Annotated in this window: 9 protein-coding genes; 2 read left to right on the top strand and 7 right to left on the bottom strand. The window is 59.8% G+C overall.

What is annotated here, in order from left to right:
- Both EYB53_RS20025 and EYB53_RS20020 read left to right on the top strand, forming a co-directional pair.
- On the top strand, positions 1-499 hold a 499-nt coding region (locus tag EYB53_RS20025), incomplete at its 5' end, for a tetratricopeptide repeat protein (RefSeq protein WP_135480330.1).
- 125 nt (positions 500-624) lie between these two features.
- On the top strand, positions 625-834 hold the full coding sequence (locus EYB53_RS20020; RefSeq protein WP_135480328.1) for a hypothetical protein: 210 nt from the start codon (positions 625-627) through the stop codon (positions 832-834).
- A gap of 9 nt (positions 835-843) precedes the next feature.
- Here the strand turns inward: EYB53_RS20020 and EYB53_RS20015 are convergent, their stop codons facing one another.
- The 7 genes from EYB53_RS20015 to EYB53_RS19985 form a co-directional block, all read right to left on the bottom strand.
- Positions 844-1284, bottom strand: a complete 441-nt coding sequence (locus EYB53_RS20015) for a hypothetical protein (RefSeq protein ID WP_135480326.1) — start codon at positions 1282-1284, stop codon at positions 844-846.
- A gap of 115 nt (positions 1285-1399) precedes the next feature.
- Positions 1400-2209 carry a DISARM system phospholipase D-like protein DrmC gene (drmC, locus tag EYB53_RS20010; RefSeq protein ID WP_167857503.1) on the bottom strand — a complete coding sequence of 270 codons (810 nt, stop codon included), beginning with the start codon at positions 2207-2209 and terminating at the stop codon, positions 1400-1402.
- Between the two features lie 8 nt (positions 2210-2217).
- On the bottom strand, positions 2218-4095 hold the full coding sequence (gene drmB, locus EYB53_RS20005; protein WP_205712701.1) for an MrfA Zn-binding domain-containing protein: 1878 nt from the start codon (positions 4093-4095) through the stop codon (positions 2218-2220).
- A 3-nt stretch (positions 4096-4098) separates the two neighbouring features.
- The gene (drmA, locus tag EYB53_RS20000) at positions 4099-8013 is read right to left on the bottom strand and encodes a DISARM system helicase DrmA (RefSeq protein WP_205712700.1); all 3915 of its coding nucleotides are present in this window, start codon (positions 8011-8013) and stop codon (positions 4099-4101) included.
- Between the two features lie 4 nt (positions 8014-8017).
- Positions 8018-10144, bottom strand: a complete 2127-nt coding sequence (locus EYB53_RS19995; RefSeq protein ID WP_135480322.1) for a 3'-5' exonuclease — start codon at positions 10142-10144, stop codon at positions 8018-8020.
- Positions 10145-10160: 16 nt separating this feature from the next.
- A complete protein-coding gene (locus EYB53_RS19990; protein ID WP_135480320.1) occupies positions 10161-10580 on the bottom strand; it encodes a DUF6508 domain-containing protein in 420 nt (139 codons plus the stop codon).
- A gap of 77 nt (positions 10581-10657) precedes the next feature.
- Complete coding sequence (locus tag EYB53_RS19985) at positions 10658-14851, bottom strand: HEAT repeat domain-containing protein (protein ID WP_135480318.1); 4194 nt, start codon at positions 14849-14851, stop codon at positions 10658-10660.
- Between the last annotated feature and the right edge of the window lie 80 nt (positions 14852-14931).

Raw genomic sequence — 14931 nt, 5'->3', positions numbered from 1 at the left:
GCTCTATGCACGCGCCCTGGACATCAGCGAGCGCGTGCTCGGCCCCGAGCATCCCGCTACCGCCACCAGCCTCAACAATTTGGCGATCAATTATTACGATCAGGGCGATCTGGCAACTGCCGAACGACTGATGCGCCGGGCGCTTCAGATTCGTGAGACCCGTCTTGGCCCTGATCACCCCCATACGCAGGGTTCACGCCAGAGTCTTGCCGTTATGCAGCAACAACGTGGTCGCCCCGCAACGCCGCAACCGAGCGATCCCCTCGAACGCTTTGCCCCCTTGCTCGCCGCGATTGTCACCGTGGCAAACGGCGATACTGGGCCACAGGAAGCCGTAACCCAGGCGTTGGCCCAATTGGAGCAAAACGGCTGGATGTTGCGCGGGCCGGTCGAACGCATCTGGGCGGGGGAGCGGGATCTGGCTGCACTGGTGGCGGGCCTCGACGAGCAAGACGCGGCGCTGATCGAGCGGGTGCTGGCGTTGATCGCGTCGCCCTGATGATCATCGTTGCCCGGCCCGGCGCCGCATGCACGGCGATCTTGCCACGGGAGCGTATCTTTTCCGGTGCGCAGACGGTCTAGCATGGAGGACTCGCTATGTTGGAGGCAAAGGAGGCCCCTACCATGACCACCGATGCGATGCTCACCGCCCTCGCCGCCGCCATGCGGCGCAACGACCGCGAGGCAACCCAGGCCCTCCTGGACAGCCTCGCAGCCCGCGTCCCGCCCGCCCGCCTGGTCGCCCTGCTGGACGGCCTGCTGGACGGCCTGCTGGCCGACCTGCTGGCCGCGACCGTCGAGCCGTCCAGGGGGATCACGGTGCTCGCCGCATGAGCCTCGCGGCTAGGTTGATGCCAAGACGCGGAAAGCGGAAAGCGGAAAGCGGAACGCGGAAAGCGCCGAACCCACAGGATGCGCTGGACGCCTCCGAATATCCCAATGGGCCAACTGTTGGAGGCGTGGCACATCTTCTGGCTGCAGGGTAGAGCGATCGAGGGCGAGACCAACACCACGGCGCTCAATGTCGAGAACGAAGTAGAGGCCGGCGATAAAACGCAGGCGCTCGCGGATGGTGATCGCCCAGCGCTCTGCGCCGACTCCGTGAGCCTCACCGATCAGGTCGGATAGGTATGTGAGCACGAGCCGACATGCCTCGCTGTCGGGGACAAAGCCCTCGATGAGACGCCGCACATCCTCTTCGCCTGCGCGTCGTGCTGGCGGCGGCTGCTCGTTGCTCGCAAGCTCGGGAGCAGTGTCATCCAATCCCTGTAGATCCTGGCTCATGCACGTCCTCGCTTACGATTGAGTGTGCCTCCTGGCACAGAGTGTTTGGCCGTATCCGGGAGACGGGTACGTGATTTCGATCAACCATGTAGATCTGGCGTGCCATTTGGCGTGCCTACTGCGCTTTTTGGAGGATGCCTTCAGCGATCATGCGCTCGAATTGGGCGGCGACGGTCTCCGGCTCGCCGCCGCCGTAGATGAGGGCGCCGAGCTCCATGTTCAGGTTCAGTGCGTACTCCGTCAGGTTGGCGCTTGAGAGAAACAGGAGCCGCCGGTCGGCGACGGCGCATTTGGTGTGGAGGACGCCGGTTCGGCCGCTGGAGTCTGTGAAGCGCTGGTTAGCGGGCCAGATGTAAATCGTCGTCATCGCGCCTACCTCAGTCCCCAGGGCTCGGATGGTGTCGTAAGCCATTTTCTGGCCGCTCGGCTCGGGCGCCTCAACACAGATGCGGATGGCGACACCCCGGGTCGCTGCCCGAACGATTGCCTCCGCGATCACTGGGATCTTATAGACCGCGAAGCTGACGATGAGCAGTTCCTGGCGCGCGCTGTTAATAACCTGGAGCAGGGCCTGGTCGGTGCGGCGCATTGAAACGCCGACGGCAAGCGGCCCGGTCCACACCAACTCGATATGCTGCTGCTCACGCGCACGCCGGGTTGCTGCGACGGCGGCCCGAAGCGCCAGAGCGACCTCCAGCGCGGGAATGTCGGCGGCGCGCTGAAGCCACTCGTCGAGCAGCGTACGGACGTGTGCACGTTGCGAGGGTTGGGGCACCGCCTGGAATACCTGTGCCCGCCGTGCCTCGTGCGAAGCAGCATCGCCCAGGCGCTCTAGCGTGTGCGCGAGGGTGATCACCGCCGAGAGCGGAAGCTCGGCAGCGAGCCGCGCCGCCTCGGTGACCATGACTTGCCGCTGCTCATCCATCGTGCGGCTCATTGAAAGAACGCCAGGTCTTCGCGCTCAACGGTCGATACGAGTACCGATCGGTCGAGGTAGCGGTTCCCCCGCTCGCACGATGTCTCAGGGGCAAAGAGGCAAGCGTGGCAGGCCGCAGCGTGTACGGTGGTTCCGCGCACGCTCGGCTCATGCTCGGCGCACAGGGGGTCTGAGGCGCATTGCATCGCATCACGCAGCGCCGCCTGGAGGTGGCGGCGCAACTGCTCAGGCTCCCCCAGCCCGACCAACCCGCCGAGGGTTCCTTCGCTGTCCGGTGCAGCCGTATAGATCAACACGCCGGCCATGGGCTCGGGCCGCCCATCGATCTCCTTCGGGTTCCGCGCGTAGATACGCTCGCGCAGGCTGGCGGCGTTGTAGCCGCACTCCAGCACCAACTGCCGCATGAGCGCGTGGGTGAACGTGTGCAGCAGGATGTAGCGCATACCGGGGAAGTCGGCCTCCGGCGGCTCAATCCGCCGCGCGCGACGCCAGCTTGTGTGTGACGCTCGGAACTGCTCCTCGCGGCGCTCTGTTACCTCGTGGGACAGCCATTGCTGGATGGCAGCTTCGTCGAACTGGATAAAGATCCCCTCGCCGCGCACCTCGGCCGCCGGGACCCAGGCCGGCGCTTTGCGTGCAAGCGTCATCCGCCGCTGCTCACTGCCCTCGGGGTTCGCCCCGATCTCGCCCGGCGCGTCAATGCGCGTAAAGCCGATGAGCGCACGTACCTCCCGCAGCCGCTCGACGAGCACGACGCGTGCGATGGGCTGCGTAAAGCCGCTTGGCACCGCAACCTCCCGCAGTCGAAAGTCTTTGGAGGGAGTATGGCTCGCGGGGTGAGCAAACTGCTCCCACTCACGCCCTTTCAGATCAACGGGATCATCGCTCTCGCCGCTCTGGGCCTGCGCACGTCGCCGCTCGATCGCTTGCCAGATCTCGTTGTCGCTGTAGCCGATAAACTCGCTGAAGGGGTTTGGCGTCATCCCACGCATCACGGTGATGAACTGCTCGTTGGGCACCTGTTGGAGAGAGGTCCACTTGCTCTCAACCAACTGGGCCAGTTTGACCGACTCAGTCGGGATCGCCAGGGCGATGACTGTGTCGCCGAACCAGAGGTTGGAGGCTCCGAGCAGAATAGCCCGCACCTGCTGAGCGCAGCCTTGCGGGTCAAAGTCGCGCAGGTGCGGCCGGCGCCCACGGCACTTGGGCATGCGTGCCCGTCCCTCCTCGCCGAAGGCGTCCGAGAGCTGCCGACTCCTTTCGCACGTGTCGCACCGCACGACCAGGTCGCGCGCCTCACCGCTTGGGCCGTATTCGATGAGCCGCAACTGTGTCGCGCATGTCGTCGGGCCGCGATGGACAAACTCGACCCATGGGAAGTCATCGAGGTGCCCGTGCTCGCAGGCGACCAGGAAGCGTGCCGGGACAACGATCGGCTGCTTGCCTTCCTCGCAGCCGACGTGAACGTAGCGCGTGCGCTCCGGGTGGAATGCGTCGTCCCTACTACGCGTAAACAGGCCGCTGCTGAGCGGCGACAGGCGCTGGCAGCGCGGGCAGAGCATCCAGCGGGGGAAGAGCGCCACGGGTACGCCGACCCGTGCGAGATCGCTGAACGGGTCCACCGGGCCGTTACCCGGCGGCAGCGCAGGTGGGGCGAGCAGCTTTTGAACTTGACTGCCGAGCTGCGAGCGAACGGCGCGGAGCAGCCGCTCCTCCTCGATGACACGAGCCAGGCCGCCGTCCACCGTCCAGTCGTCGAGGCCCATGACAATGACCGAGAGGTGTGGTAGGTCAACCAGGGCGCCCACGCCGTAGCTGAAGATCACTTGGCTTGGCCGCACCTCGCCGACACGGGGGTTCTTCATCGGTGGCATCGTTTATTCCTCATCTGCCGGCGTTCCGGCATCAGGTGCGCTTTCGAGTTCGTAGTTCCAGCTCTGTCCGCCGCCATCGAGCCCACTATCCTCAAGCACCAGGTTCACCGTCGGCTCGACGTCGCGCAGGGAGTTGAGGATAGCGAAGAGCGACCAGTCGCCCTCACCGGGCGGTGAGAGCAGGCCAACCGTGTCGCCGCCCGCTTTCTGGTAGCCGAGCTTGGCGCTGACGGTTGCGGCAATGCGGGCATGCCAGTGGTCGAGGCGCTCCTTGAGCGCGTCCTGGATCAGCCCGGCCCGCTTCGGGCCGTCCACTGCTTCGGCTCGGCGAATAACGGCTGCCAGCGCGTCCTCGATCGTGGGGTCACTCGAGTTAAGGCGGCCTGCACCTAGATTCGGGTTGTAGGCCGGTTGCCCGATCCGCGTCATCGCGATCAACACCCCGCTCAGCCCGCGGTCGAGCGCTCGCGGCGAGAATGGGGTGACCGACAGCGCCTCGACGTGCTGGTAGAAGGTTGCGTGGTAGTGCTGAAAGCGCTCGTAATGGCTCAGATCGCGCGGCCTGGCCCAGTTGTAGACCGTGGCCACAAGACCGGGGTGCTGACGACCCACGCGGCTTGTGGCCTGAATATACTCGGCGGTTGATTTCGGTTGCCCGGCTACCACCATGAGGCCGAGGCGGCTGACATCAATGCCGACGGAGATCATGTTGGTTGCCAGCAGCACATCGACGGGGAATTGGGCGGGCGACCGTTTGGTGCCCTTCTCGGCTCGCTTGCTGGGGTCGAACGAGGCTTCGAGGCGATCAAGCATCTCGGGAATATCCGAGGCGCTCAGCCGCGAGGTTAGTTCGCGGACGCTCCACGGGTCGAGGAAGCGCCGCGGCAGGCCGCGCTGCTGCATCTTCTTGAGGCGGGTGCTTACGGTGTCGTCGACGGCGCGGCGCATGGCCGCGAGTTCCCGCAGGGCGTTGAAGTAGCCCACCAGAGTCATGTACGGGTCAGCGCGGTGCAGCGCCGACTCGTAGAGTTGCTGGGCGGCCGCGAGGAAGGCCACGTAGGACTGGATGAGCGCCGTCTTGTGCCGAATGCCGGGGGCGCAGATGCCTATGTAGCGCCGGCCGGGGTGTTCGTCGCTTGGCGACCGCTGCAGCGCGAAGAAGTTGTCGCCGGCATCGAGTCCCTGGGGCGGGAAGATCTCGACACGCCGGAGGAACAAACTGTGCACCTGCTGGTCGGCGCGGCGGATGGTAGCGGTGGAGGCGATCACTTTCGGCCGAACCTTCATCCCATCTACGGTCCACGTCGCGAGGTGATCAATGGCGGTCTCGTAGAGGCCGACGAGCGTCCCAAGGGGGCCGCTGATCAGGTGGAGCTCGTCCTGAATGATCAGATCCGGCGGCCGCAGCGGAGCTACGGGGATAACGCGAGCGGCGCTGTGCCGCCCGCCCTTCGTGGCAGGATGGCTCTGGGCCGGGTGGTCGGAGTCCGGGGTCAGGTAGCCGTGCCGCTCACAGTAGCCGGTCACCTGCCCAAAGAGGGCGGCCACGCGCCCGTTCCAGGGCATCTGGGCGAACTTATCGACCGTCGCGATGAGGAGCGAGGGCAAGCGATGATAGATCTCCTCGTCCACCACCATCACCGGTAGCCCTTCGCCGTCCGCCTGCCGCGCGTTGAAAGGGCAGTGGTTCATCAGGCTGCCGCAGTAGATCAGCACGCGGCTGCGACCTTGCTCCGGTGGTTCGGCGGCCAGGTCGCGGCCCGGGTCAATCGGCGTGCCGCACCAGGGGCAGTGCTTGAACTGGTAGGGGGTGCCGCCGCTGGCGTTGCCGCCCTTTTTCATCTGCTTGATCGCTTCATCGGCATCCTCAACCCAGTTTGGTGTCGAGCGCTGACCCACCCACAGGCCGATGCGGAATGGCTCTTCGCCCCAGCGCGCCGGGTCTTCCCGGCGTATCACCTCGCAGGCGCAGATCAGCGTAGCGGCGCGCTGGAACTGCTGGAGCGTCAGCAGGCGGAGCGTGTAGCGCATCAGCACGGCGACGCCGGTCAGTCCGCTGCGCCCGGCGATCTCGCCCTGAAGGCGCCGGATGCCGAGGGTGTAGGCGGTGAGGCCGAGATACGCCTCCGTCTTGCCGCCGCCGGTCGGGAACCAGAGCAGATCGGCGACCGATGCGGCGGGGTTGCTGTCAAGGCTGTCGGCGGGTAGGGCGCGATCGGTGTGGCGAGGGTCGGTGAGCGGGGGTAGATTCAGGAGCAGAAAGCCTAACTGAAATGCGCGCCAGGTATGATCCTCGGGCCGATCAAAGTCAGCCGGCGCCTTCTTCTCGCCGCGACGTACCGAGGCGGCGTAGAGGGAGCGGGTGCGCTGCATGGCCATTGCGCGGTTGGCGAAGCGGAAGGCCGCCGCCGCCTGGGGGTTCGTGTCGAGCAGGTCGATGCCGGCGCGGATGCGTTCAAGCGCCTTGCGGCAGCGGCGCAGTGCCTCTTGCCCAGGGTTGATAAACGCCTGGAGGTCGGGCGTCGGCGCCTCCAGGCGTGCTGCCTGGCGCTCGATCCATTCGGCGTAGGCTTCGGCCAGCGGCGCTAGGTGGGCGGCGAACTGTCCGTCGGGGATAACCGCAAGGGCCGCCATGTCTACCGTTAGGCTTTCCAGGCGTGCGAACCCTGGGTCATCCGGCGTCGGCGGCGTGGTGCGGGGCACCTCATAGGTCGGCACGACGACCGTCCGCACCTCGACCGCGCAGTCGTGGATGCTCCGGCCATCGGCATCACGATCCGTCGTTGCGTCCACAGCCACGCCGTGGCCGACGGCGAACTCAACCTCATTGCGGTAGAGCATCGCCGTGAGTTGGTCTTCGGGATCGAGCTGGTCGCCGGAAAGCGGTCGCCGGCGGAACATCCCTGTGCCGTCGGGCGCGCGAACCACAAGCTCAGGCTGGAAGACCCACGCGCTGTCCTTGCTGCGCTTTGGTTCCTCCTGGCCATTCACGAGAAACAGGGTCACAATCCACTCGCCCAGGCGCTTGCGGATGACGCCCTGGAGGGTGACGCGCTCATGCTCTTTGCTGATCACGAGCGGGCCGACCTTGCCGTGGCGCAGTGAGATCGGCGGGAGGATCACATCGATCGGGGTGCGTTTCCATGGGTGCTGGTAGCTGCCGTCCTTTCGCCGGTAGCGATCCTCCTTGATCTCGACCCGCTCGTAGGAGCCCCAGCGTGCCGTCACCGCAATGGCGTCGGCCTCAAGGGAGACGGCGAAGGTCAGCCCGATTGACGATGGCAGCATCGCGGTCGTAGCCTTCGGGGGCGGCGCATCAGCCGAGCCGTCCTCGCCATCGCTGCCGCCCAGGTCGCCGTCGTCGTACTCCTCGGGGATACCGCTGCTGGCGCGGGGGGCGAGCATCCCAACCAGGTAGCGCCCCCGCACGGTCGCCTCGTCCACGACCTCCTCCGGGCCATCCCAGGGGCCGAGGAGCTGCCGGATGACCAGATCCTCGAGTTGGTCGCGCAGGTTTGGGGATCGGGGTTCGGGGGCCGGGGATCGGGGTTCGGGGGCCGGGGATCGGGGGCCGGGGATCTGGTCACTAACGGGGATAGGTGGGCCGGGCGGCGGTTCCTGATCCCCGATCCCTGCTCCCTGATCCCCGCTCGCCGCCCGCCCATGGCGGCGGTTGAGCCAGTCGATCAGCTGATCACCCAGGGCGGGGCTGAGAGTGGGCGCGTCGATTACTTCACCGAGCTCGGGCGTGTCCCAGCTCGTGGGGATCGCGGAGAGGAGGAACTCGAGTTGCTCCGGGGTGAGCGCAGCGACTCCGCCGCCGTCGAGGACGATCTCGCCGCGGGCCAGTCGCCCGCTCATCTCCATGATGGCAGCCGGCCCGGATTTCAGCACTGTGGAAAGCTTGATGCGGTTCATTGGTTTAGTCCCTGGCCCAGGTGGGCGGCTGTAACGGATCGAGGAAGGCGGAAGGTGTTTCCTGTGAGCCACAGACCAGCAGCGACCGCATCGCGCGCGTGCAGCCGACGAAGAAGAGGCGGCGCTGTTCGTCTTCCATCGCCGCGAGCTCCTCGACCGGGTAATCTTCAATGACTCGAGGGAAGCGACCGCCGTCCAGCCCCACTACGGCGACAAAGGGAAACTCCAGCCCCTTGGCCGAGTGAAGCGTGAGCACCTTGATCTTCTGCGCAGTGATGTCAACATCCTTGCCGGACTGGAATACGGCAGGCAGGCCCAATTCGCTCAGACGTCTTGCCAGCGCTTCGCCGGTATTCTTGCTCATACAGAGCACGGCTCCGCTATGGGCAGGCAAGCGATATCGTCGGGCCGACTCAACAAAGAATGTGTGGACTGCTGCGGCTTCAACGGCGGCATCGTCGACCAACCGGATGAGCGGCGGATCGCCTTGGTGCGCCGAAGGCTCTTGATTGAGGCTTTCATTGTCACCTGCGCCGCTACCGGCGAGGATCGTGCCGCAGGCCGTCATAATCTGGGCAGTGTTGCGATAGTTGCGTTTCAGCAGTAACGTGCGGCCGGCCATGCTGAGGTCGCTGTGAACCTGCTTCCAACTGAAGCCGCGCTGGTAGAGCGACTGTGAGGCGTCGGCGGTGAGGTAGACATGCTCCAGCGACGGCACGAGGTTCAGCAGGAAGCGCAGCGCAACCGGCGATAGATCCTGGGCCTCGTCGATGACGAGCGCCTGGTAGGGCTTGGGATCAAGCGTGGCGGCATACTCGAGCGCCCCGCGCCGGATCTGCTCGTTGAGCACAATGCCCTCTGCGCGCATCAGTTCGCGCCAGTGGGTGTAGACGGCCCAGATCGCCTCGCGCACCGTAAGTTTGATCGGCGTGCGCCGACCGCGCCGCTCGATGCTGGCGTATGCCTCTGCGCTGTCGATGCCCCACGCCTCGATGACGCTCAGAAACTCCTGGAGCAGGTAGTCGGGGCCGAGTCGCTCCAAACCTGCCTGACGCACCTGACGATCAAAGGCGTTGGCAGCGGGAATGTCCGCCTCGCGGAGCGCCACGCCAAGGTGATCCAGCGCCTGGCCCTCGGTGGCGAACTTCGGCCAGCGCGAGCCCTTCGCGAAGGAGTGCGCGGCCAGGCTATCAACCGTTGTGACCTTGACTCCGCACTTCGCCGGCGGTTTGCCGAGGAGGTGGGTGAGCAACTGCTCAGAGTAACCCACGAGGGCGTTGGTATAGGTGGTGAACAGGATCGACGTTACACCCTGGTCAAGCAGGCGCTGGACGCGGTAGAGCGCCAGGGTAGACTTGCCCGTGCCCGGCCCGCCCTTCACCAGCGTGGGCCCGCGGCGCTCCTGGCTCACAAGCTCCTGCTGCTCAGGTGTGAGGCGGAGCAAGAAGCTCCCAAGGTCTTCCTCGGCGAAGCGCTCGATCGCTTCCGGCGTCGGCAGCACAAACTCGGGCTGCGCGGCGATTGCAGCGAGCGGCTGTGGGAAGAGGTTATCGAGGATGCGGCTGATGTAACGCTCGGGGATCGGCAGTTCAAGCAGATCGTCCTCGGTGCGGGCCGTCAGTGCGGCGGGCTGATGCTCGGTCGGTATCTGCCACTGAGCGAGAATCGCTTCAGTGATGGCGAAGGGCAGCGCGGTGGAGGGTTTAGCATTCAGGGGAGCAGTTTCGGCGAGCTGGGGATCGGTGTTGGGTTGGGTTGACGTGTGCCAGGTTGCTGAACCCCAATCCCCGATCCCCGATCTCTGCTGTTGCGGTTCCAGCGCGGCGGGGTCAGGCGCGACTACAGGCGCCACCACCTCCGGCAGATCGTCCTCGTAGGTGCGTTCGTCGCGTTTGCGCACGCTGAGCAACTTCACCCAGCCCTGGCCGATGCTGTAGAACACACGGTAGTCGCCGACGCGGGCGCGGTAAACGTTGTTGTAGCCCTTGAGCTTTTTGGCGTCGCCCTGGGCCGAGAAGGGATCGTCGGCAAGCACCTTCAGTTTCTGGCTGACGAGCCTGCTGACCTGCTTGGGCAGGTTCAGGGACTCGTTGTAGAAGGTTGGGGTGAAGGAGAGTTCGTAGGTAGTCATTATCTATATCTATCCTTTAGGCTGCTCTGCCGCGAACGGATCTTAAATAATGCCTGAGCCGGCGCAGCATTACTGTGAACTGCCCTGGCTGAAACAGCGATGTTAGCGTGCTTTCGGAGAAACGATCCGTGCGAACATAGGAGGTGATCAGCTTGCGGAAAGTTGTGAGGTTAGCAGTGCTTAGTGCTTCGCTCCCGCCCTCAGTGCAGCGCTGCGCCTCAGTGGCCCAACTTCCCCAGTCGAAAAGGGTAATAAACCGCTCGCGGTAGAGCGCCTCGACAAACGCTGTTGCCTCGGGACTCGCGGCCCAGTAGGGGAAGACCCCTCGCGTAATCTGCCGCTCCCCGAATAAGTACCCAGGGCGTTCAAAAATGGGCAGATAGGCGAGGATGGTGTCAAGTTGTGAGAGGCTGAGATCTTTTGGCTCTGTATCCACAATGTTTCCTTTAACTGTCAAAATGAGGGCGCTACAATTTGATGTTGTCAAATACATACGCTATTTAAGCCTGTTCACTATGACTTCATTGCTCGGCCTGCCTCATGCCGGACGGTGTGACTAATATCCTGCATTAACTGGGCAAGCATAGTTGACACTTCGGCTCGAACGATTTGGTCTGTAGACCCGCTTTCACTTATTTTTTTAAGAGCTACAGCAACGCCAGTCCTTACTTCGACACTTGAGGATTTGGCAAGATCAATTAGCCGCTCAATCATATCTTGGGTGTACTCCTTTATTAGACCACGTTCCAATAACCGAGCAACTGCAGCACAGGCCCAACTACAAGATTTTGGATCTTGGTCGTGTAGGAGCGCAACTAGCGTAAAGAGAAGACGACTTGGAAGTTGCTCGTTGTCGAAGCGGTCTAGGGCCATTGATGCGCCCTGACGGAGCAGAGCGTTGGAATGGCGGCTGGCTTTCACTATCTGATGGAGAACACGTGTTTGACGAGGTTCACTGATTTTTCCGTAAACTGTCCCTAGCCCACGGAGGCAATTTCGCTGAACCTCTTCAACTTTGCCTAAATTCATGACAAAATTAGAAAAAATATCTTTCTGTGATGCTAGTGCTGACGAAACATACGATGCTGTCTCAAGATTTTCTTCTAGACAAAATAACAAATAATCCGCGACCTCGTCTTCTCGATTTTTGATAAATGACAAAGGCAACTCACTAAGGGTTATAGCCGCAGAACTGCGAGTCCCAAGGTCATTGTCTTTGTTGATAATTGCCTGCAATAGGCCATCGACAACTTTGCCTTGGGCAGTAAGCGGAATGACAGGAACTAAATGGAGTACAGCTTGTGGAGGAACTCCTCCGAAGTGCCATTCGGTCACTTCTTTGCCATCTTCACTTCTAGTGTGAGGTTTTTTGTTGATTGATTCCAAAATGCTATTCAGTACTAATTTGATGGTTTCTGGTTCTATGTCCGCACCTAGAAACGCAAGATCTATTAGCGAAGTGTACACATCCCGGGCTGAATTGCGAATATTACTTTCTACATCTGCACGAACATCCGCAGGCGCAGTTCTTCCGAGATGCACAATGAGTCGCTTTGCGTCTTGATTAAGTGCATCAGCGCCAATTTGTGTGACTGCAAAATCGAACACACTTTTGTACAAATCAGGTTCTACACGACAAGTGCACTCAGTAAAGCAACTGTTTAACAACTTGATAATGGCGTCCAAAATTGTCCACTGCTGAGGCTCCCTACTCAGTTCGAGAGCAAGGCGGACAATTAAATTCGTCTGAATCTCATTAAGTTGTGGTACAAACTCCGATAAAGACTTTAGTGCTTCCTGACGGGTATAACCATGCTTCGCAACCCGAATTGGATTACGGGTCAACCCGATTAGATAATTTAAGATTTGATCGAGCATTGCCGGAGGTGCAACGTCTGCCAGAGCTCCCAACGCAGCCGCTGTTAATGACAGCTCACGAGGAGTAGGCTGACCTTGAATAAGTTGTGCGATTATTGATTCCACTATTCTGGCATCACCAAAACTGGCAATCTTTTCACTCAGTCTGACTACTGTCTTTTTCTCTCCAGATTGCAATGCGGCAAAGAGGGCATCTGCTGTTTTGCCAGTAGTCTCGTGGAGCGAAGCAAATAATTGATATACTCCGAATATGCTAAATAGCGCACCGTCAGCCCAATAGTGATAAAGCGCAAGGCGTAGATGTCGCATAACGTCACGATACTTGCCTTGCGCAAGACTTTCGGCTGCTTCTTGCTCATGCCTATAGCCTCGGTTAAGGCTCTTAGTTCGGTTAAATAAATCAATACGTGTAGACTCATACTTGTCCATTCCTTTATAGAACGAGCCGGAAGATCGCAGTAATGTGCTCTGCATGTTCTGATACAGAAGGCACAAATCATACTGCTCGGCCACACCGTCTAGATTATGCAAAGCATCGTGATAAGTTGTATATGCTGCTTCTAAGTCGCCACGTCGTGCTAAACTTGCAGCGTATTGCATGCGAAACAATCCAGCACGTCGATGATCAGCATCACCAATCAACTCTAGAGCAGTTGCGTAGACCTTGTCGGCCGTCCCTGAATCATTCCATTCGGTTAATACTGCCAGAAATAGCGCAAGAACTTCAAGTCTAAGCTCTCTTGATAAAGGGGGGTATGCACTGACAACTTCTTCGAGAACTTGACGGGCAGTTGCCCAATCCTCCCATATGCAAGCAAACCGTGCATGCAGTAAAGCAATCTCTTGCGCAAAAAGCGATTGTTCTTCGACATTCGCTAATTCACCCACAAGACGCTTTGCTTCAAGCAGGCAAACCGCCACGTTCTGGTCAGAGAGTGAGGCAAATTCGACTCTTGCCTGTGCAAGAGTTAATTGAATAAGCAGAGGCGCACTTCCTAAATTATTAGCAATACGCATTCCCTCTTGTATTTCTTGCCGAGCCAACTCTGGTGAGAGTGTGTCTTGAAAGTAAACCTTCGCTAGGAGTAAGTATTGCTCGACGGCAGAAGAAAAATCGCCAATATTAGTATAGAGACGAGCCGCTTGTCGGGCAAAGCGTGCAGCTTGGTATGCATCCCGTTCCTGAGCAAGCCAAGCAGTAACTCGCGAAAAAATAGTAGCCGCTTTTAAAGCCTCGCCAGAAGTTTCCATTGCTTCTGCGAGAGCAACATCGGCTTTGATAAGGGTATCGCGTAAACGTTGGCTCTCCCACGCTTGATGATGCAACCGCTCTTCCGACCTTCGGGCGTGGCGCACCTCAATCCAATGCTTTAAATGTTGCCAATCCTCATTTGATATAACAGGAACCATCCCTTCTATAATTGATGGTTGTCGGTATCCTAAGTAAATATTGGCGGAAAACAGGATATAGGAATAGAAGGAAACAAGTTCTTCTATCTCTTGCGCTAAAGGGTCGACTACAATTGGCTTGTATTGGTTCGAGAATTCTTTTGGAAGGACAAAATACACCTGCACCTGCTTTGAGGTAACGGTAAGGCTACGCACATACATTTGACGAAGCCAGAGGATACGTTCTTCGGAATTTAACATGAGGGTCGCAGGGGGCGTCCGCAATGTAACTTGGTCAATATTAAATGTGGAAGCTAAATGAAGTAAGGCGCTTAGAAGTTGAGGGCGTACTACTTCTCCGCGAACAGAGCGTTGTCCGTATTCAATATCATCCACCGCAAACCCTTGGCGACCACGTGTAACGGCAACGAGCTCCATTCCAATTTCGTTGAAGACCTGCTCAAGTTGAGGAGGAGAGTTTGTGTCTAATACAAGTTTTTCAACCAAAGCGCGAAGGTGCGGCCCGTCTATATCTCTCGGCTCGTTTTCGCTTCCTTCGAATAAGTGAGGGATCGCAACTGCAGTTAGAAGAACAAGAGTTTCCACCTCGCTTAACGCCTCTGGGGCGTGATCGAGAATCATGTCAATCTTATGAATGACATCATCGTAGCGCACCCCCAACGGTCCCAGAGGAGCAGCTCGCGCCCGCTGTGCCACAAATAGGACAACTTCTCTCCAATAAGTGTTCTTGATATAGCCAACTATGCTCCGATCCTCCCTCGAAATTCTTTGTGTGATTTGAGCGTGGAGTAGATACAAATCTTGTTGGATTGCCTCGAACCATACTCTTTGTTCTATTGATAACTGAGAAATATCCTGCCGTAGTATAGAGGTTTGCTCCGTTAAAGCCTCGATGAGTTGACGATATAGGCGGCCTTGAATGATATCACTTCGGCGTAGATCACGCTGCAAGCCCTCAATAAGAACCTTTTGCTGTTCCGCTTGGCCCGCGAGGGCATCGATAGCAGCAGGCAAAACTTCCACTACCTCTAGCAGACGCGCAACCTCATCTTGTAACTCCCGATTATTCGATAAATGCTGCTGAAGATCAGTTGCCAGGGTGCGCAGAACTTCCTGTTCATCTCGCTCTTCCCATACGGCCTTTGAACCAGCACGGTTGGCCCAGTCCGCAAGCCATCCAGCTAAGGCATTGCTACCTAACCCAATGAGCCAATTGACAGCGACCGTAGTAGTAAAGCCGCCGACGGCAAATGGGAGTACGCTACCTGCTGCAAGTAGAACGAGCGTTGATACACCAGCTACACCTAGCGCCGTCGTAGTGATGCCTTGCACCCTTCGCCGAAGATTAGCTTGAGCTTGTCTTGTAAGCTCTTCAGACGTCAATGATGTGTGGCTTCCTGAAGATCCCTCACGCGTCATAGCATTCCTCGGTACTTATCCGTTTTCACCCAGACGTGTTTCTAATCCTTTGGTTGCTGTTTGCTCCAGATGGTCTCAAA

It is taken from the genome of Candidatus Chloroploca mongolica (genome assembly GCF_004762035.2).
Taxonomy (GTDB): Bacteria; Chloroflexota; Chloroflexia; order Chloroflexales; family Chloroflexaceae; genus Chloroploca; species Chloroploca mongolica.
The sequence above is the reverse complement of the archived record's forward strand: the minus strand, read 5'-3'. Positions and strand labels throughout refer to the sequence as shown.

Bases quoted from the DNA above. Each gene is read 5' to 3' on its own strand.
- EYB53_RS20020 (WP_135480328.1), top strand. From the start codon at position 625: ATGACCACCGATGCGATGCTCACCGCCCTCGCCGCCGCCATGCGGCGC.
- EYB53_RS20015 (WP_135480326.1), bottom strand. From the start codon at position 1,284: ATGAGCCAGGATCTACAGGGATTGGATGACACTGCTCCCGAGCTTGCG.
- drmC (WP_167857503.1), bottom strand. From the start codon at position 2,209: ATGGATGAGCAGCGGCAAGTCATGGTCACCGAGGCGGCGCGGCTCGCT.
- drmB (WP_205712701.1), bottom strand. From the start codon at position 4,095: ATGCCACCGATGAAGAACCCCCGTGTCGGCGAGGTGCGGCCAAGCCAA.
- drmA (WP_205712700.1), bottom strand. From the start codon at position 8,013: ATGAACCGCATCAAGCTTTCCACAGTGCTGAAATCCGGGCCGGCTGCC.
- EYB53_RS19995 (WP_135480322.1), bottom strand. From the start codon at position 10,144: ATGACTACCTACGAACTCTCCTTCACCCCAACCTTCTACAACGAGTCC.
- EYB53_RS19985 (WP_135480318.1), bottom strand. From the start codon at position 14,851: ATGACGCGTGAGGGATCTTCAGGAAGCCACACATCATTGACGTCTGAA.